The sequence below is a fragment of the Paenibacillus xylanexedens genome (genome assembly GCF_017874615.1).
Classification (GTDB): domain Bacteria; phylum Bacillota; class Bacilli; order Paenibacillales; family Paenibacillaceae; genus Paenibacillus; species Paenibacillus xylanexedens.
On the sequence record NZ_JAGIKV010000013.1, the window covers coordinates 51,431 to 71,226 of the forward strand.

General features: G+C 47.0%; 21 protein-coding genes. All 21 read right to left on the reverse strand.

Translation table 11 applies throughout. The annotated features are described in order from the left end of the window. Positions 1-59: 59 nt before the first annotated feature. The 21 genes from trpA to J2Z28_RS17615 all read right to left on the reverse strand — a co-directional run bounded on the left by trpA (position 60) and on the right by J2Z28_RS17615 (position 19,750). On the reverse strand, positions 60-866 hold the full coding sequence (gene trpA, locus J2Z28_RS17515; protein ID WP_211083477.1) for a tryptophan synthase subunit alpha: 807 nt from the start codon (positions 864-866) through the stop codon (positions 60-62). Then, positions 863-2,062: a tryptophan synthase subunit beta gene (gene trpB, locus J2Z28_RS17520; protein WP_074095639.1), complete on the reverse strand. Its 1,200-nt coding sequence runs from the start codon at positions 2,060-2,062 to the stop codon at positions 863-865. Before trpB ends, trpA begins: the two co-directional genes overlap by 4 nt. Continuing rightward, the gene (locus tag J2Z28_RS17525; protein ID WP_211083478.1) at positions 2,059-2,760 is read right to left on the reverse strand and encodes a phosphoribosylanthranilate isomerase; all 702 of its coding nucleotides are present in this window, start codon (positions 2,758-2,760) and stop codon (positions 2,059-2,061) included. Before J2Z28_RS17525 ends, trpB begins: the two co-directional genes overlap by 4 nt. A gap of 35 nt (positions 2,761-2,795) precedes the next feature. Then, a complete protein-coding gene (gene trpC / locus J2Z28_RS17530; protein ID WP_211083479.1) occupies positions 2,796-3,584 on the reverse strand; it encodes an indole-3-glycerol phosphate synthase TrpC in 789 nt (262 codons plus the stop codon). Then, positions 3,574-4,614 carry an anthranilate phosphoribosyltransferase gene (gene trpD, locus J2Z28_RS17535; protein WP_091018280.1) on the reverse strand — a complete coding sequence of 347 codons (1,041 nt, stop codon included), beginning with the start codon at positions 4,612-4,614 and terminating at the stop codon, positions 3,574-3,576. Before trpD ends, trpC begins: the two co-directional genes overlap by 11 nt. A gap of 68 nt (positions 4,615-4,682) precedes the next feature. Then, on the reverse strand, positions 4,683-6,251 hold the full coding sequence (trpE, locus tag J2Z28_RS17540; protein ID WP_036607674.1) for an anthranilate synthase component I: 1,569 nt from the start codon (positions 6,249-6,251) through the stop codon (positions 4,683-4,685). A gap of 692 nt (positions 6,252-6,943) precedes the next feature. Beyond that, complete coding sequence (aroH, locus tag J2Z28_RS17545) at positions 6,944-7,321, reverse strand: chorismate mutase (protein ID WP_047843558.1); 378 nt, start codon at positions 7,319-7,321, stop codon at positions 6,944-6,946. A 5-nt stretch (positions 7,322-7,326) separates the two neighbouring features. Further along, positions 7,327-8,421 (reverse strand): 3-dehydroquinate synthase, encoded by a 1,095-nt coding sequence (gene aroB, locus J2Z28_RS17550; protein ID WP_211083480.1) that lies wholly within the window; start codon positions 8,419-8,421, stop codon positions 7,327-7,329. Between the two features lies 1 nt (position 8,422). Further along, on the reverse strand, positions 8,423-9,592 hold the full coding sequence (gene aroC / locus J2Z28_RS17555; RefSeq protein WP_105599406.1) for a chorismate synthase: 1,170 nt from the start codon (positions 9,590-9,592) through the stop codon (positions 8,423-8,425). Between the two features lie 178 nt (positions 9,593-9,770). Then, positions 9,771-10,565, reverse strand: a complete 795-nt coding sequence (locus J2Z28_RS17560) for a CheR family methyltransferase (RefSeq protein WP_047843560.1) — start codon at positions 10,563-10,565, stop codon at positions 9,771-9,773. Between the two features lie 25 nt (positions 10,566-10,590). Next, positions 10,591-11,034, reverse strand: a complete 444-nt coding sequence (gene ndk, locus J2Z28_RS17565) for a nucleoside-diphosphate kinase (RefSeq protein WP_017687704.1) — start codon at positions 11,032-11,034, stop codon at positions 10,591-10,593. Positions 11,035-11,188: 154 nt separating this feature from the next. Continuing rightward, on the reverse strand, positions 11,189-12,163 hold the full coding sequence (locus tag J2Z28_RS17570) for a polyprenyl synthetase family protein (protein WP_017687703.1): 975 nt from the start codon (positions 12,161-12,163) through the stop codon (positions 11,189-11,191). Positions 12,164-12,506: 343 nt separating this feature from the next. After that, positions 12,507-13,127, reverse strand: coding sequence for a UbiX family flavin prenyltransferase (locus J2Z28_RS17575; protein ID WP_017687702.1), 621 nt, complete (start codon positions 13,125-13,127; stop codon positions 12,507-12,509). Beyond that, the gene (locus J2Z28_RS17580) at positions 13,128-13,994 is read right to left on the reverse strand and encodes a UbiA-like polyprenyltransferase (protein ID WP_036607688.1); all 867 of its coding nucleotides are present in this window, start codon (positions 13,992-13,994) and stop codon (positions 13,128-13,130) included. It abuts the gene before it with no gap. Then, positions 13,987-14,715: a demethylmenaquinone methyltransferase gene (locus tag J2Z28_RS17585; RefSeq protein ID WP_211083481.1), complete on the reverse strand. Its 729-nt coding sequence runs from the start codon at positions 14,713-14,715 to the stop codon at positions 13,987-13,989. Before J2Z28_RS17585 ends, J2Z28_RS17580 begins: the two co-directional genes overlap by 8 nt. A 15-nt stretch (positions 14,716-14,730) precedes the next feature. Then, positions 14,731-15,594, reverse strand: coding sequence for a heptaprenyl diphosphate synthase component 1 (locus tag J2Z28_RS17590; protein WP_211083482.1), 864 nt, complete (start codon positions 15,592-15,594; stop codon positions 14,731-14,733). A 101-nt stretch (positions 15,595-15,695) separates the two neighbouring features. Next, positions 15,696-16,247 carry a hypothetical protein gene (locus tag J2Z28_RS17595; protein ID WP_211083483.1) on the reverse strand — a complete coding sequence of 184 codons (552 nt, stop codon included), beginning with the start codon at positions 16,245-16,247 and terminating at the stop codon, positions 15,696-15,698. A 121-nt stretch (positions 16,248-16,368) separates the two neighbouring features. Next, positions 16,369-16,590, reverse strand: a complete 222-nt coding sequence (mtrB, locus tag J2Z28_RS17600; RefSeq protein ID WP_017687697.1) for a trp RNA-binding attenuation protein MtrB — start codon at positions 16,588-16,590, stop codon at positions 16,369-16,371. A 169-nt stretch (positions 16,591-16,759) separates the two neighbouring features. Continuing rightward, on the reverse strand, positions 16,760-17,032 hold the full coding sequence (locus J2Z28_RS17605; RefSeq protein ID WP_024630670.1) for an HU family DNA-binding protein: 273 nt from the start codon (positions 17,030-17,032) through the stop codon (positions 16,760-16,762). A gap of 217 nt (positions 17,033-17,249) precedes the next feature. After that, positions 17,250-18,236: an ABC transporter permease gene (locus J2Z28_RS17610; protein WP_017687695.1), complete on the reverse strand. Its 987-nt coding sequence runs from the start codon at positions 18,234-18,236 to the stop codon at positions 17,250-17,252. Beyond that, a complete protein-coding gene (locus J2Z28_RS17615; RefSeq protein ID WP_211083484.1) occupies positions 18,233-19,750 on the reverse strand; it encodes a sugar ABC transporter ATP-binding protein in 1,518 nt (505 codons plus the stop codon). The genes J2Z28_RS17610 and J2Z28_RS17615 overlap by 4 nt, the downstream gene beginning before the upstream one ends. Between the last annotated feature and the right edge of the window lie 46 nt (positions 19,751-19,796).

Genomic DNA, 19,796 nt, shown 5'->3' on the forward strand with positions numbered 1-19,796 from the left:
TGTTAGACACGAATCAGCGTGCACCTTACGTGTCCAAAAGATGTCCTTTCAGGACATCTCTATCCCTTTAATTGTGCCACAAAGTTGCGAATTTGCAACAGTCCCGCTGCACGCGTATCCGGATTTTCAAGCAGAGGAATCGCATCTTCCACTTGACGAACAATGGCACTACCTACAACAACGCCATCGCAGATACGGGAGAAATGTGCCACCTGCTCATGACTGGAGATACCAAAACCTACCGCTACAGGGAGGTCTGTCAGACTTTTCACCGTCTCAATGAAGCTCTCTACGCCATCAAAGAAAGAAGCTCTCTCTCCGGTTACCCCAAGGGATGATACACAATAGATAAAGCCACTCGCTCCCGTTACAATCCGCTCAATTCGAGCATTAGATGTAGGTGCAACAAGCGGCACCAGATGCACACCAGCACGATTTGCGCGTTCTCGCATCTCTTCCGCTTCCTCAATCGGCAGGTCCGGAATGATCATGCCACTAATATCGTGTTTGACCAATTCATCAAAGAATACATCCAGTCCTGTCTGCAATACCGGATTATAATAGGTGAACAGTACAAACGGCAGTTTCACACCTGCCTTACGAGCTTTTGCAGCGGTTTCCATAACAGTACGAATGGTAACCTGGCTTTTCAGCGCACGTTCGGAAGCGCGCTGAATGACGGGGCCATCTGCAAGCGGATCGGAATAGGGAACACCCAGTTCCAAAATATCCGCTCCAGCCTGTTCAAGCTCCTTGATGATATCAATCGTTGTGTCCACATCCGGGTCTCCCACGGTTAAAAATGGAATAAGTGCCGTACGATTCTGTTCCTTCAATTGCTGGAAGGTCTGGTCCATCAGATTCATCCCAAGTCACCTCCCGTGTATTTCATAATCGATTCAACATCCTTGTCTCCACGTCCTGACAGACAAATGACTACAATATCATCTGCTGTAAGTTCAGGCGCCAGTTTGACAACCTGGGCTACCGCATGTGCAGACTCCAGAGCAGGAATGATTCCTTCCGTCCGACATAGGAGTTGCAGGGCATCCAGTGCTTCCTGATCCGTGATCGGTACATATTTTGCACGTTCAATATCCTTGAGATAGGAATGCTCCGGACCAACACCCGGATAATCAAGTCCGGCCGAGATGGAATGCGCTGGCTGAACCTGTCCATACTCATCCTGCAACAGGTAACTCATAGATCCCTGGAATACACCATGCGTACCTTTGGTCATCGTCGCAGCGTGATACTCGGTTTCGACCCCTTTGCCTGCAGCTTCAACACCAACAAGCTTCACATCCTGATCACCGATAAATGGATAGAACATCCCGATCGCATTACTTCCTCCACCGACAGCCGCTACAATTACATCCGGCAAACGCCCTTCGATCTCCTGAATCTGACGACGGGTCTCATCACCAATCACACGTTGGAAATTCCGCACCATCATCGGATATGGATGAGGACCAACCACTGATCCGAGCACATAGAACGTATCCTCCACATTGCTGACCCAGTAACGAAGTGCTTCATTACCAGCATCCTTCAGTGTCCGTGTTCCGGACGTCACCGGAATTACTTCTGCTCCGAGCAGCTTCATCCGAAATACGTTTAACTGCTGACGCTCTGTATCTTCTTCGCCCATAAATACTTTGCATTCCAATCCAAGCAATGCGGCTACGGTTGCCGTTGCAACGCCATGTTGACCTGCACCTGTTTCGGCAATAACTTTCTTTTTGCCCATCCGTTTGGCTAACAAACCTTGTCCAATGGCGTTATTAATTTTGTGCGCGCCTGTATGATTGAGATCTTCACGTTTCAGATAAATTTTCGGTCCGCCCAATCGGCGTGACAATTGCTCTGCATGATACAATGGCGTTTCACGTCCAGAATACTCGCTTAGCAGATAGTTCAGTTCCTTGTTGAATTCCTCATCTTTAGAGAAGTGGCTATATGCTTCCTCCAACTCTATGAGTGCGTTCATTAGTGTCTCAGGTACAAAGCGGCCTCCGAAGTGACCGAAACGCCCGTGTTGATCCGGCAATTGATGTGTCATGCCTGCTTCACCCTTTCTACGAATGCTGTAATTTTGGCAATATCCTTCACACCTTCAGTCTCCACGCCGCTGGATACATCGACGCCGAAAGGTGCATATGTCTGTATTAGTTGTTGTACATTGTCCGGCTGCAAACCTCCTGCAACGAACAGAGCAATTTCGCGACTTTTTGCCCATTCAGCATAGGCAGGGATTCGCTCCCAGGCAAACGTTTTCCCGGAGCCCCCTCCATATAGAGGATCATGGGTATCAAGCAATATCGCATCCACGAATTTATCATAAGTATCAAGAGCCCTTATGGCTGCATCATCAGCTTCCGGTCCCGTTTCATCTTTGGGAAAAGAAAAAACTTTGAACACTTTGGCATTCCACCGCTGCTTCACCTGCTGGCAAAATTCCGCAGTCTCCTGTCCATGCAGTTGAATAACATCCAGCTGAGCAATGTCCATAATGTGTTCCAGTTCTTCGAGCGTAGGATTCACAAATACACCCGCAAGCTTCGGCCGATCATAGGCAGACCATTCGAACAATACCGTTCTTAATGCAGCAGCCTGCTCGGGTTCGATTCGGCGGCGTGATTTGGCAAAAACAACACCAATGTAATCCACAGGCAAGTTTATCATCGATTTTAGCACTTCAACGTCCTGAAGTCCACATATTTTTACGGCCGCTGGCAGCGGGTTTCTCAGTTCTGACATACTGTCGCCTGTGCCATCGTGTATGGAAGTATTGATCATTTGGGTCCCATCAGATCATATACAGCCGCCTCGACATCATCCTTGCGCATGAGATGCTCACCTACGAGAATACCATGAACACCGGCCTGGATCAGAGGTACTGTTGATTCTGGTCCGTCAATACCACTTTCGCTAATCAAGGTAACGCCACTTGGAATCAATTCCATCAAATCCAGTGTCGTGTTGAGGCTGGTTTCGAATGTTTTCAAATTACGATTGTTGATGCCCACAAGTGTTGCCTGCGGAATCTCCAATACCTGCTCCAGTTCTGTTCGATCGTGGACTTCAATCAAGGCATCCAGCCCCAAACTTTTGGCAAATTCCAGATATTGACGAATCTGTTCAGGTGTCAGAATGCTGGCAATCAACAGTATCGCATCCGCACCCAGTAATCTTGCCTCGGCAATCTGTCGTTCATCTATAATAAAATCCTTGCGCAATAGCGGAATGTTCACTGCTTGATGGATAGCCTGCAAGTACTCGTTGCTGCCTTGAAAATAAGACACATCCGTTAATACGGAGATGCAGTCTGCACCCGCTCGCTCATAAGCAGCAGCAATCTCTACCGGATGAAAATCCGGACGAATTAACCCTTTGGATGGCGAAGCCTTCTTCACTTCAGCAATAAGGCCGAGTTTGCGATTGCGTCCGCTTGATAATGCTTTTTCAAACCCCCGAGTTGCGGGTAGTTGTTCGATTTGTTGGATAGCTTCATCCATGCGAAATGTCTGTGCCAGAACTTCAACTTCTTTATGTTTGGTTGCAACGATTCGATCAAGATACATGACTGTACGCCTCCGTTGTATGAATTAACTGTTCAAGCTTCCCGGCAGCTTTGCCCGAATCTACCGCTTCTGCGGCAAGTGTCACCCCTTCAGCAATGCTATCTGCAAGACCGGATACATAGATGCACGCTCCGGCGTTCAACAGAACGACATCGCGATAAGCACTCTGCTCACCCTGGAAGATCCTCTTAATAATTTCGGCATTCTGTGCCGCATCTCCTCCAAGCACCGCTTCGAGCGGATGCATAGACAAGCCCATATCACGTGGATCAATATCATAGGTGTGCACTTCACCATTGCGAAGTTCAGATACCTGAGTTGGTGCCGAGATACTGATTTCATCCAGACCATCATGGCTGGCCACAACCAACGCTCTTTTGAGACCAAGACGATTCAGTACTTCAGCAATCATCGGCGTCCGGGAACGATCATACAGGCCAAGCAATTGGCGATCTGCTCCCGCAGGATTGGTTAATGGTCCGAGCATATTGAAAATGGTACGAACACCGAGCTCTTTTCTTGGTCCTGCCGCATGTCGCATGGAAGGGTGATATACCTGGGCAAAACAGAAGCAGATTCCGATATCATCCAGACATTGTCTGGCCTGCTCACCGTTCAGATGGATATTTACACCGAGTGCCTCTAATACATCTGCACTACCCGCTTTGCCTGAAGCTGAACGGTTGCCATGTTTGGCGACCCGAACCGAGACGGCCGAAGCAATAATGGCGGATGCTGTGGAAATGTTGAATTTGTGAATACCCGATCCACCTGTTCCACAAGTGTCCAGCAAGCCGCTGCCATCCGTTAGAATTCGTCCGCCCTGACCACGCATGGCTTCAGCAAAACCGGTGATCTCATCCACCGTTTCCCCCTTCATCCGCAGCGCCATCAGCAAACCTCCGATTTGAGCCGGCGTTGCCTCACCTCTCATAATCGAGTACATCAAATCTCTTGCTTCGGCTTGCTCCAGATGGCTGCCCTCCAAAATCTTCGCCAGGCCATTCTTCATGCCTTCCTCACGAGTAATCTCAGCAATGGGGGTTACAGGGTTCTCATTCATTATTGGGTTTATGTTCATCTCCGGTCTCTCCTCTCTCAGTTCTTAGCGGCCGCTGGTGTGACAAAGTAGTCAGCATTCGCCAGTCTCAACGTGCTGTCCTTTTCTTTGGCAGGAAACATTGCTTCCGCTGTTCGAATCGCCTTGAGCAATGCTTTAGCTTTGTTAACCGTTTCCTCATATTCATTCTCAGGCACAGAATCCCATACGATTCCCGCTCCGGCCTGTACATATGCTTTTCCTTTTTTGAAAATAATCGTACGAATCGTAATACAGGAGTCCATGTTACCCGAGAAACCTAGGTATCCGATTGCTCCGGCATAAGCACCCCGTGCCTCTTTCTCCAGTTCCGCGATAATCTCCATTGCTCGCAGTTTCGGTGCACCGGATACGGTACCCGCTGGCAAGCATGAGAGGAACGCATCAAAGAAATCCTTGTCTTCTCTAAGTTCGCCCGTAACGTTGGATACCATGTGCATAACGTGAGAATACCGTTCAATCTCCATGAACATGTCACACTTCACACTGCCGAAGCTGGATACCCGGCCCAGATCGTTACGGCCCAGATCAACCAGCATCAGATGCTCCGCGCGTTCCTTCTCATCCTGGAGCAGATCAGCAGCGAGTGCACGATCTTCCGCTTCTGTTGCCCCCCTTGGACGTGTACCTGCAATCGGTCGTGTCTCCACACGATTTCCGTCCACCTTGACCAGCGCTTCAGGCGATGTACCCACGATAATCTCATCATCCATTTTGAGGTAGTACATATAAGGTGATGGATTCAGGGTCCGAAGCACACGATACACGTGAAGCGGAGAAACTTCCGTATCAATGTGGAAACGCTGGGACAATACCACTTGAAAAATATCACCTGCGCGAATGTAATCTTTGGCTTGCTCCACATTACCGATAAATTGTTCCTTCGTGAGGTTGGAGCGAATATCCCCTAGTTCCACGTCTCCCGGAATAGAACGCGGATTCAGGTTCTCCCCTGGCCCTTGCTGCTGCAAACGTTCTGCGGCCTGCTCCAGCTTCTCCGAAGTTACTGCATAAGCTTGACGTATCTCGTCATCCGTTGCACCGTCCTTGACGTGTACATTACCGACGAGCAGCATCTGTTGCTTCACATGGTCAAACACGATAATCTGGTCACAGAACATAAAGCGAATGTCATCCATATTCAGGTCATCCAGCGCGTGAGCTGGAAGTTTCTCATAATAGGACAGCAGATCATATCCGAAGAAACCAATTGCCCCACCTGTGAATGGTGGCAGTTCATCATCTTTTGGGCTGCGGTACTTACGCAGCAATGCTTTCAGTTCTTCAATCGGTTTGCCTGGCAATTCACGAGTTTTTCCTGCTTCTTCTACAACGATCCGGCCCTTCTTGGCCGAAATCATCAGGAACGGATCTGTACCGATGAACGAGTATCTCGCCCATTGGATACCCCCCTCTACACTTTCCAACAGGAATGCCCGGTCGTTGTCAGCATAACGGCGGAATATTCGAATCGGAGTCTCCATATCTGCCAGAATCCGTTTGACTACCGGAATCAGATTATACTCATTCGACATTTTCAGTACTTGATTAACGTTTGGCGTTATCATCAAATCACGTCCTTTCAGATTTAGGTAAGCTCAACTAAAGATTGTTTACACTGAGCACTTCGATGACAGAACAACCTTCCGATCGCTGTTATCCCCAGATTTTTTTGATTCCCTTTCTAAAGGGAAAATCCGGTGATAAATGTGAACGCTCCGCTTCTTCAGGTTATTTCTGTCCTCTCCGTTTTTGTGTAAAAGTTTAGTTGAACTTATAGGGGTAGAAGAGACAATTCAATATACAAAAAACCTCTACCATCAGGTAGAGGTTTGGTTATAAGCTGTATTTAACAGGGTGATGCTTCATAAATAACAAGTCCCTATACTTCGCTGTCGGATTATTCACAGGTCGCTGAATTGATGCATCTCACATCATCCAAATCGGGAAAATAAATTAGTTATAACACTTCAACTACTCATTCCAATATTTCGTAAAATATAGGAGAGTGCATTGATTGTGTTTGTACCAAAATATATCAAAACAAAGGATGTCCTATGACACATTTGTTTTCCCTGTTCCTGTTACCTATTCCGTAGCACGACGTACCGTGAATCAGTTGACCGGTTTCTGTTGCGCCGGTTACCACCCACTGGACTCTGCTATATACTCCACTAGCTCAGCTGCTCTCAGCTCAATCTCAACTCTACTCAACTGGTTCTCACTATACATCATTATGATCGGTTTGACAACCCACTACTTAAGAGCCGGAAGGTGCTGCCAAATCCGGACGTAATGCCTGTGCACCGTTCAGATACACATGATTGATTTCATTCTGAGCTTTGTTTGTATTCACATGCACCATGAAACGAATGCACTGCGCCAAGGCACCTTTAACAGGAACCTCCAGTGCACACATTAGTGGTACGAGTTCCCAACCATCCAGTTGACGAATAGCTTTTGCCGGGAAAGCAGCATCCAGATCCCCAGTTAACGTAATCCACACACTGCAGATATCTTCCGGTTGGATCTCATTGCGATCCACGATCTCCTGCAACAATACAGCCGTTTCCTTCAAAATCTGTTCTTCGTTGTTCTGCGTGACTGTTGTAGCCCCGCGAATTCCCCGTGTGACCATTGCTGTTATTCTCCCTTCCTGAGCATTTCAATGACGTCCCGAACTGCCGACACAGGTACATCCTTCACAATTCTTGCAGCCCCAATCCGATCAGGAATGATAAACACCATATGACCTTCACGGAACTTTTTGTCATGCATCATCGCTTCCATTAATGCATCCGTGTCGAGATGCGCAGGCATCGTTGTTGGAAGGCGAAGTGAACGCAACATGCGGACCGTATCTTCATAGAGCCCTGCTGGCGCACCAAGCTTCTCACCAAGCAATGCTGATCCAGCCATACCGATCGAGATCGCTTCTCCGTGCAGGAATTCTCCATAACCGGCAATCGCTTCAATGGCATGACCAATCGTATGTCCCAGGTTCAACAACGCACGTTCTCCATTTTCCCGTTCGTCTCTGGATACAATCTCTGCCTTAATTCCACACCCGCGCTCCAAGCCGTATCCCAATGCTTCCGGATTAAGCGCAAGCAACTCTTTCGCATGCTCCTCACACCAATGTGCAAAAGCCTCATCACGGATCAGCCCGTGCTTCAGCATCTCTGACAACCCTGCCGATACATCTCGTGGTGGCAAGGATTGAAGTGTGTCCACATCATAGAGCACTAGCTCGGGCTGGTGGAATGCACCGATCATATTTTTGGCCAGCGGATGATTAACAGCCACCTTGCCGCCTACACTGCTGTCATGCGCCAAAATCGTTGTAGGTACTTGAACAAACTTGATTCCACGCATATATGTAGCGGCAACAAAGCCAGCCAGATCACCTACGACACCACCACCTAGGGCCAGAATCGCAGAACTCCGATCCAGTTTGCCTTCGATCGCAACGGTCATCATATCCTGGTACACCGAAAGGGATTTCGATGTTTCACCAGAGGGCACAACCGCCGATACGACTGTATAACCAGCCGTACGCAGCGTTTGCTCCAAACCTGACAAGTATTTGGGAGCCACATTTTCATCTGTAATGATGAGTAGCGGACTTTTTTTGGTCAAGCCATATTGCTCAAAATATTGAGGGGCTTGTGCCAATAGGCCGCTACCAATCAGAATCGGATATGAGCGTTCCTCCAACTGTACCGTCAGCTGACGCATATTAGTAATTCTCCAGTTGAGCGTTATAATTAGCAACATTGGCACGGATCTCTTCCATCGAATCCCCGCCGAATTTCTCCAGGAATGCTTTGGCAATTTCCCACGCTACAACATGCTCCATAACCACACTCGCTGCTGGTACAGCACAAGCGTCGGAGCGCTCAACCTGAGCCGTAAATGCTTCTTTTGTATCAATATCAACACTTTGCAGTGGCTTATACAACGTTGGGATCGGCTTCATCACACCACGTACAACGACTGGCATACCGTTTGTCATGCCACCTTCGAATCCACCCAGACGGTTGGTTGCCCGGTGGTAGCCGCGCTCGTCCGTATGCATGATTTCATCATGCACCTGTGATCCCCGAATGACTCCGGCTTCGAATCCGATACCAATCTCTACACCTTTGAATGCATTAATGGACATTACGCCTTGAGCGATTCGTGCATCCAGCTTGCGATCGTATTGAACATAACTACCCAGACCAATAGGTACACCTTCAACGATACATTCCACTATTCCTCCAATGGAATCGCCTTCTTGTTTAATCTGGTCGATGTAGGCTTCCATCTTCTTCTCTGTCTCAGCATCCGTAACACGTACAGAGGAAGCTTCTGTCACTGCGATCAGTTCATCAATCGGAAGGTCCTGATACGGAGCTTCGATCTCTCCAATACGAAGTACACGTCCAGCTACCTTGATTCCGAATTCAGCCAGGAATTGACGTGCAATGGCACCACATGCCACACGTACCGTTGTCTCACGTGCACTGGAGCGCTCCAGTACGTTACGCAAGTCTTTAAGATTATACTTGAGTCCACCGTTCAGATCAGCGTGTCCGGGACGTGGACGATGAACGCGACGTTTCTCTTCGTCACTGCCTTCAATCGGCTCAATATTCATAATATTCTGCCAATGTTTCCAGTCGTTATTTTGAACAACCAGCGCTACCGGAGCACCTGTTGTATATCCGTGACGGATACCACCAACAAAATTCGCCTGATCCTTCTCGATCTGCATCCGGCGTCCACGGCCATATCCCTTTTGGCGGCGGTGAAGCTGGAAATTCAGTTCTTCAAAGTCAATCGTCAAATTACTTGGCAATCCTTCAATAATAGCGGTCAATTGGGGTCCGTGCGTCTCCCCTGCGGTTAAATAGCGTAAACTCATAATACGTTCCCCCTTTAAACTGTTAAACTTCACATTGCTAAAATCCCATAATTTCTTTGCTTATTATAGTATAGCTGACCGGCTTTGACAAGAAAGTCGGCGCTTTCTTGTTCTTGGTATACAAATAACCGCCTGAACACATGTACATGTGCTTCAGACGGCTGAACAACCATTATCATTATTTTTTCCGATAGAAGAATGTCTCTGCTGTCTCCAGACCATATTGTCCCGGGGAGAAGATCTGCTCCGTACTGCCCACAAACAAAATACCGCCTGGACGCAAACTTGCTGCAAATTTGTGATACAACAGGTTTTTGGCTTCCTCGGTAAAATAGATCATGACATTTCGGCACACAATCAGATCGTACCCATCGTCAAAACGGTCCACGAGCAAATTTTGTTTCATGAACTTGATCGAATTTTTGAGTTGCTCATCAATACGGTATACCAAGCCATCCTGCTTGAAGTAACGGTTCGCCGTTTCCTTTGGCACATCCTTAAGTGAGCGTTCCATATAACGCCCTTCCTTGGCTTTGGCCAATGCACCTTCATCCAGATCACTTGCCGTAATGGAGCTGTCCTTCAAAATGCCCATCGTGTCCAGAATCATAGCAAGTGTATAAGGTTCTTCACCTGTTGAACAGGCTGCACTCCAAACTTTAGCACGACGCTTGGACCCCAGCAGCTCAGGCAGGATCTCGTCCCGCAGCACTTCCCAACGATTGGGATTACGCCAGAATTCCGACACGTTAATCGTCATACGATCAAGGAACTCGTAGAACAATGATTTATCTTTCTGCATAGCTTCAAAAAAGTTAGAAAATGTATGAAACCCGTTTTTGTTGCGAAGTGTGGTCAGCCTTCTTTTCATCTGGCCTTCCTTGTATTGAGCAAGATCAATGCCTGTGCTCTCTTTGATTTTACGAATGAATCCGGTGTAATCCGGGTCTAGTAGTTGTTCTTGCTCCAGCATCGTGTATCACCCTTTTGGCTAATAATTACAACCAGGCTGCGATGCTCTTGTCGTATACCACCAGTTCATCTGAAGCAAAGAAATTTGCTGCTTCACGGGAAGCACTTTCCGGTGAATCTGCCCCATGAATCAGATTATGTGGTGTGTGGCTGGCGAAGTCTCCGCGAATGGTACCCGGAGCTGCTTCCTTCACATTGGTTTTTCCGATGACAATGCGCGCAAGCGCCACAATATCGTCGCCTTCCCACACCATGGCAAATACAGGCCCAGATGTGATAAAACGAACCAGATCATCGAAAAATGGTTTGCCCTCATGTTCAGCATAATGGCGTTTTGCCTGATCCTCAGACATCTGCACCAATTTGCCTGCCACCAACTTAAATCCTTTGTCTTCCAGACGGCTAATAATTCGACCGATCAATCCACGCTGCACACCATCCGGCTTCACCATCAAAAATGTACGATCCATCAGCTCACTCCTCACTCACGGTTCAAAGTTAATCACTATGTAAACGCAATCCCTCTGATTGTAACATACATGTCCAAATCCTCCCAATGAGGAATCTCACAGTTCTGTTCAACTTTGGGTATGAGTAATCTGAGAGTCGAAGGTCATACATTGTTTAATGCGTACGTTTAACCACAAAATGAGCGATATCACGCAGGTTTTTGGTCGTCTTGATGTTAGGTAGCTGATCGAGAGCATCGAGCGCTTTCTTCATATATCGGTCAGCAAGGGCTTCAGCTTTAGCAATTCCTTGACTTTGTCGAATCATTCCAATTGCATCCGATGCACTTGCCCGTCCTTCTTCATGCTGGACACGGGAAATCTCCTTAAGCAAAGGTTCCCGCAGATCGGATTCTTCCAAGGCATAAAGTACAGGAAGAGTGATATTTCCTTGCTTCATGTCACTGCCAGGTGGCTTTCCAAGTTGTTTCTCAGTACCTACCAGATCAAGTACATCATCTTGAATCTGGAAAGCCATCCCCACATTGTATCCGTACGTATACAGCAGGGAAGATACATGCTCAGGCGCACGTGTAGCCAATGCCCCTAACTGACAACTAACTGCAATCAGAAGTGCTGTTTTGCGGCGAATCCGCAGCAGATAGTTACGAACACTTTGTCCCGTATTGAAAAAGTCGCGAATTTGCTCCATCTCACCAATAGACATCTGTACCATAGCTTTGGCAAGGATACGATGAATCGCTGGATCGGATAATCCGGCAGTCATTTCAAGTGCCTTACCGTAGATATAGTCTCCTGTGTACATGGCAATCCGATTATCCCATTTTGACTTCACTGTGGGTTTGCCTCGGCGTGTCTCCGCATTATCAATGACATCATCGTGAACGAGGGATGCCGAATGAATGAGTTCCAGCGGAACCGCAACCAGCTTCAGACGTTCAATGTCGTATGTACCAAATTTCCCACCAAGTAACACAAAAACGGGCCGCAACCGTTTTCCTCCTGCTTTGAGCAAATGAAGTGACGTTTCACTCAGCAGCTTCTGCTCTCCTCGAACACTGCGATACAACTCTTTCTCAATGTAATCCATGTCCTTTTTTAACAACCCGAAAATATCCAATAGTTTCATTCGTTCACCCGTATCAGCGTATTGTCAGTCCATAAATTCATGCTTACCTTCCCCTCCAGCAAGTCGGGCCTGCAGGCATTACGAAAAACCCGGCTTACCGTTCTTGCTTGTGTTGTTCTATAAGGTAATCTAACGTGTTTTTCTTCTCCGAATGTCATAGCCGACACCCGAAAATTAAACTCTGCGACTTGTTCTGAAACAAAATACAGAAGTTGCCGGAGCATGGGTCAAGACTGTGGTTCATGAAGACTCACCATCAGTGCTCACCAATACCCCGGGATTCGGGGGACAAATAAACCGAGCAACACTTTGGCAAAAAACAGCCTTGTATCGAACTCAGTCGTTATCCCCGTTCATCCGGTTCTCCCCATCTTGTAAACAGTTGATGTGGGATGCGCAAGCTATCCAACACTTTCCCCACCAAAAACAGAATCAACTCATCCATAGTCTGAGGTTTGTAATAAAAAGCAGGCATAGCCGGTATCATTCGTACACCAAGACGAGAAAGCTTCAGCATGTTCTCCAGATGGATTGCATGAAGAGGCGTCTCACGTGGTACGAGGATCAATGTTCTTCCCTCTTTCATCATAACATCGGCTGCGCGAGACATCAGATTATCCGACGATCCCTGCGCGATGGACGAAAGAGTTCCCATCGAACATGGCATGATAATCATGCCGTCGGCCAGATAAGAACCACTTGCAATGGAGGCTCCTATATCACTCACAGGATGATAGATCAGAGAACCGGCACGGTTGCCGAATTTTTCTTCCAGCACCGCGTCCCGATTCGTCACATCCCAGTCCAATTCTTCTTTCAGTACACGCCACCCTGCATTGGATATGACCAGATGAACGTTATATTCCAAATCAAGCAGCGTTTCAATTAATCGAATGCCATATATGCTGCCACTCGCTCCGGTAATTCCGACAACCAGTCGTTTATTGTCCGGCTGCTGCACCATTTATTTCACCGCCAGATCAATCAGAGTGAAGGTAAATACAATTAAACTAAGCAAACTGTTCATGGTAAAAAACGCCGTTTGAACACGGCTCATATCATTAGGCGATACAATATAATGTTGATAGAACAGAATTCCATACGTCACCAACATGCCTGCGCCATACCACCAGCTCAGATCTGTCATCAACAATAACGCAAGAAAACCAATTGCAGTAATCACATGGAAGAACTTAGCGATCTGCAAGGATTTAACCAGGCCAAAACGGGAAGGTATGGAGTGAAGACCCTCTCCCTGATCGAATTCCAGATCCTGACATGCATAGATAATATCAAAGCCCGCTGTCCAGAACACAATCGTAACGTACAGCACAATCGCTGTCCAATCCATCGTTCCTGTTACAGCTACCCAGCCACCAAGTGGTGCCAAACCAATCGTCATTCCGAGAACAATGTGGCATAACCATGTGAATCGTTTGGTGTACGAATACAGTACCAACATAAACACAGCAATAGGCAACAGCTGCATCGATAATACATTAAGATTGGATGAGGCCCAGAATAACAATATAAATGAGATAATGACAAATATAACAACTTCCCCATTTTTCAACAGTCCTGCCGGGATGGCTCTCATCGCGGTACGCGGGTTTTTGCTATCAATCGCTTGGTCAATAATTCGGTTCAAACCAAAAGCCGCACTACGTGCACCGATCATCGCAAGCAATACCCACATGATCTGCATCCAGCTTGGGAAGGTATCATTCACTACCATGGAGCCGAGGATCGCCCCCATAAATGCAAAAGGTAAAGCAAAAAGCGTGTGTTCAATCTTGATCATTTCTAAAAAGATGCGAATTTTCCTAAACATGCTGATTCTCCTTGGTTCCAATATGCAGTGCCGCGATACCTCCGGTCAGAGGGTAGGCCTGCACTTGTTGTAATCCAGTTTCTGCAAAAATGTCTGCCAGTTCCTGCCTTCCCGGGAAAATGGCCAGTGAGTCCGGCAGCCATTTGTACTGCTCAAAACTTTTAGCAAACACTTTGGCAAGATTCGGTAAAACCTTCTCAAAATAAAAATAATAAATGCCTTTGAACGGCTGCCATGTTGGCTTGGACAATTCCAGACACACAACCATACCACCGGGTTTGACTACACGTTTCATTTCAGACAACACTTGTCTGAGATCAGGTACATTACGCAACCCAAACCCGATCGTCACATAATCAAACGAATTGTCTTCAAAAGGAAGTGACATGGCATTTCCCTGTGTCAGGGTAATCTGCTTTTGACGTTTCACCGCATTGATCTTTGTCTGGCCGACCTCCAGCATGTTGCTACTGAAATCAAGTCCATGCATGTGCCCCGTTTCACTTGCCTCTGCCATAGCAAGCGTCCAGTCACATGTGCCGCAACACAAATCAAGACCGGTATCGCCTTTGGACATATTCATCTTTTTCATGGTGAATTTACGCCAAGCCTTATGCCTGCGGAAACTTAGAATATCATTCATGACATCATATTTTCCGGCTATACTCTGAAAAACCGAATGGACATATTCTTCTTTCGGTTTGGTCTCTCCGCTCCCCATTCGTCTGTCTCCCCCTCAATCTTCCCTTACTGCCGCATGTGAAGGCTGCAAATATGCCAAGTAAGGCTCTAGAATTGCATGTATCTCCTGCAAGCCCATCCGCCCTTCCTCGTCTTGCAACAACAGTTGAATGCGGTGTGTACACTCGCGAAGCTTGTCCAGCAAAACCTCGCCAACCCTATGCTTCAGCACCATAGCGTTCCATGCACGTGCATCCGGTTCAGACTGACGCAACACATTGCGCTCATCGTCATTACCATGCTCGTATATGTGCCAGTATGCATAGCTGTGAAGATATTGTTGTTGGTCATTCATCCGCTTCAGTTCTTCCACGATCGTTTCGCAGGAGCTGAATTCGGTCAACAGGCTGTTCCATAACGACTCTTCGTTATGCTGAAACATGCCTGTAAATGAAAGAAACAGCTGCATCCTCAGCTGTACCGTTTCACGCAAGTATTCATCAGCCGAAACGAGAAGCTTCTTCATCCGTTCATACAGCGTCATCTTGCGTGCGTTCACTTCGGATACAGCAGCACTGAGTTTGCCAATCATTTCAATTTTGCCCGCATGGGCAAGCAATTGATAAAAACGGCTACTTAAATAATCCCCGGCGAGTACATTCAACTGGCGTGAACGCATCTCCTGCTCTCTCCGCTCACCGGAAATGGTATCGATTCGATCATGCGTATCCATGGCCAACTGAACGAGCGAAGTTGCAAGAGCATATAACTCTTGATGCACCTTTTCGTCTGTGCGGCCCACAAATACCTGCAACAGACGTGCCCGGCTATCCGGAAATGATGGGATTTCCGTATGTTGTCGAATCATGTCGTAATCCGTATATTTCTTTGCTAGTTGGGGTACGCGATATGAATTCATTCTCAGCCTCCGAGCCTTAACATTGTTAAACCATTTCTGCACTACAATCTTATATATTATAGCATATGTTGAACGGGCACGCACTGAATCCTGCTATTCTATTACCCCTGACTTGTCATTTCGAATTGCTTCTTCCAGAGTTCGGTCTCCATCAAATGAAACCAGTCCTTCAATTCATCTGAAAAGGCCGCACTTTTCCAGTTCCGTAATGTTTCAATCGCATACAGAGGCCACTCTCCACGCCGAATATCAGCAGCAAGCAACAGATGACGTTTATGCATCCATTCATCTTCTGCCATTACACGTAGCAGCACCTGATCCACGTTATCCAGACTCCGAAAGCCCAGATCTGCCACAGCTGCCATGTTCTCATAGATTTCAGTGTAACTTGTACCCGTTCTTTTAACTTTGAGGTCCAGTGTCAAAATGGACTGTTTCCATTCCACTCTTGCAATGGGAGTTGATAGTTGCATGGAGCTTAGCACATCAACCAGATTGTCATTCGTTAGCTGAACTGGATGATGTGATGCAGAGGCAGGCTGTACGTTGTCCCCGCCCCATGTACGCATATGTAAGGTTTGTATCGCAACAAGCAGAAAGACCGCCGCAACCGTTGCCAGCATTGAAGCAGTAACAATCATCCGCGGTTTCATATACGCCTCCCTGCCTTTACCTGTTAGTGTAGTCTGTCCAGTAAAGGCTCATACCTCATTGTACAATGAAAAAAAGCAGGCTATGCCTGCAATCTTCATTTGAATGTATTCAATCTGTCCATTACTCCGATTCAATCTGTCCATGCTTGGTAATCAGCGTGGCTTTGCCCCGGATTTTAATAGCTGAAGTATGGGTGGTAAATTGGGCAAACATCACTTCACCCTTGTCCAATTTCTCGGTGTGGTGAAAACGTGTATCCTGACCTCGGGTTAATCCGATCACCTGGACACCATTTTCCTCTGCCTTAATTACAATATAATCATTGCCGGTTGGATGATCCATCACGCATGTCCCCTTCTTTAGTTCGATAGCGTTAATGATGATTAAGATTGTTTCATTTGTCAACCTGCGCCTTATACGAATGAACCGCAAGAATCATCGTTAAAGGGCAAAAGAAAAGGCCGTGAACAAGTCACGGTCTTTTTGTCGACATATGGAATATGTAGAAATCTTATTTAATTCCGTCTTTGAGCGCTTTACCTGGTTTGAATGCAGGAATTTTGCTCGCAGGAATTTCGATTTCTTCACCTGTTTGCGGGTTGCGTCCTTTACGTGCAGAGCGCTCGCGAACTTCGAAGTTCCCAAAACCAACCAATTGTACTTTATCTCCGCTTTGAAGAGCCTCAGAGATTGCTTCGAATACGGCATCAACCGCTTTCGTTACATCTTTCTTGGACAATTCAGTCGCTTCAGATACGTGTGTAATCAAGTCTGATTTGTTCATTTGTTTTTCACCTCCTGTATCAATGTCCTGAATGTTATACTGTGTTTCCGTTTTATAGCGAAATATACGTTCATACGCAAAAAATCTACGTACATCTTGAGCGCTGAACACAAATCTCCGCCTGCGGTCAACAGTCATTTTCGGCAGAATGTCGTCTGAAACCACGGGCATTTCAGACGCCGAACAAATTTCATACTAATACAGACAGCCCACAATTTCAAGTCCGGTTGCGGTTTAAGACGTAAAATGTAACCGCCAGGGCAAGCACGAGAACCCCACCTTTTACAATATCATGTGTGAAATACTGTACGTTCATCATCGTTAAACCGTTCACAAGTACACCAATCAGAACCGAACCAATGAAGGTTCCGATGACATTGGGTTTACCCGCACCAAACACAGAGAAACCGACAAATACTGCAGCTACGGATTCCATTAACAACGGTGATCCCGCATCAATTTGCCCAGATCCTACTTTGGAGGCATAGATGATACCCCCGATGGCTGCAAACACTCCAGCGGCTACATAGGCGAGTGTACGCACCTTTTTCACCTTGATTCCAGACAACCGTGCAGCTTCCTCATTACCACCTGTAATGTACATCTGGCGCCCATATTTCGTATACGTCAAAAAGATATGCACACCTATTACCGCAATAAGTAACATGATAACCGATATCGGCATACCAAGCCATTTACCCTGTCCTATAAGCAGAAATGTCGGGTCCATCTCTCCCGCAGCTTTGCTCCCATCAGGGAACTGCATGTGATTGTAAATGGTATATCCCTGTGCATACGTTTTGTGAATACCTCCGATGATGTACATCGTGGCAAGGGTTGCGAGCAAATCCGGAATACGCAATTTTACGATCAGCAAAGCGTTCAATAAACCAATAACAGCCCCGATAATCAATGGCACGATAATAACGATCGCCAGTGGTTGTTGATACCAAATCATTAACGAGGCAGTAACGACGGTAGTTAATGAGACAGTCGCCCCAACCGAAAGATCAAATCCATCAACAATGAGAGATAACGTAACACCGATCGCTACAAACGTAACGATAGAGATCGAGCCCAAAATATCGGTCAAGTTACTGTACGTAAAGAAATAAGGCAATTTAATGCCGAAAAATGCGATAACACCTATGATGACTATAATCGCCCCGTAACGGAACGCAAAATCCAGTGATTTATCCTTCATGATTGCACCTCTTGTCCACCGCTTGCATAGTATAGCAGCTGTTCTTGGTTAGTCTCGCCTCGTTTGAACTCTTTTACAATAACACCTTCACACATGACAGCGATTCGGTCACCAATTCCCATGCCTTCATCCAGTTCACAAGTGAAATAGATTACACCCTTGCCCGCCAAAGCCAGTTCATTGATAATGCGGAAAATGTCACTTTTCGCCCCAATATCTACGCCTTTGGTTGGCTCATCAAATATAAATACATCCGCATCCGCATTAAGCCATTTACCAATGGCTACCTTCTGCTGATTACCACCGCTTAGATATTTCACTTCCTGTTTCACGGACGATGTTTTAATTCCAAGCTGTTTCACCAATGACTCTGCATTCAGACGTTCCCGCTTGCGGCTTACGAAACCTAATGTACTAAGACGGCTTAACAAAGGCAGACTTAAATTCCGTTCCACGTTCTCCTGAATCAGGATTCCTTGTTTACGTCGCTCCTCCGGTACAGAAACAATCCCCAGAGCCGCCGCATCCGCGGGCTGAGACAGGCGGAGGTTACGGTCGTTAAGCCGGATCTCTCCTCCCTCCAGCCGATCTGCACCAATCAGCAAACGAGAGCTTTCCGTTTTACCCGCACCTACCAGACCCACCACAGCGAGGACTTCACCTCGGCTTACAGAGAGGTTAACACCTTTAACCTTCACTCCACGACGAAGCCCACGCGCCTCCAACAGCAGTTCTCCCACGGGCGCTTCCGTCTTTGGAAATTCTTCTTCAAATGGTTTGCCTAACATCTGAGTAACCAAATCATTGATCGTCAGACCCTTTGCTTCACCGGTAAATACATGTTGTCCATCTCTCATAACCGTAACGCGATCACAGTGACCCGTCACTTCCGCAAGACGATGGGTAATGAAAATGCAGGCTACGCCCCGCTCCTTCAGCAGATGTACAATACGGAAAAATGCATCCGTTTCTTCCTGACTCAGCGGTGCAGTAGGCTCGTCAAAAATGATGACCTTGGCATCCTGAATCAAAATCCGTGCCAGCAAAATCATCTGTTTTTCCGCAAGTGTCAGATCGGCCACTTTTTGGTGAACGGATATGTCCGCCCCTAATTGCTTCAATGCCTCAACCGCGCGCTGTTGCAGCTTCCGTGGACTTTTCCACCAACCTCCAGCAGATGAAGCCAACTGATCCAACATAATGTTCTCCGCAGCCGTCAGCTGTGGCACCAGTGCCGCGTCAACTTCCTGATAGACACAGTGAATCCCACTTGCCTTCGCGTCTCCCGGAGAACTCAAATGAAGCGCTTGTCCACTTAACTGAATCGTTCCCTGATCCAATGGATAGGCACCGGACAAAATTTTCATTAACGTGCTTTTACCGGCACCATTGGCACCCAGCAGCGCATGAATCTCCCCACCTTTTACAGAGAAATCCACATCCTTCAGTGCAGGAATACCTGAAAACTGCTTGTGGATATGTTCCATTTGAAGCAGTATCGGTGCAGTGCTCATGATGTTAACCTCCAATCGTTCCCATACGGGAGTATCCCATTTCTCA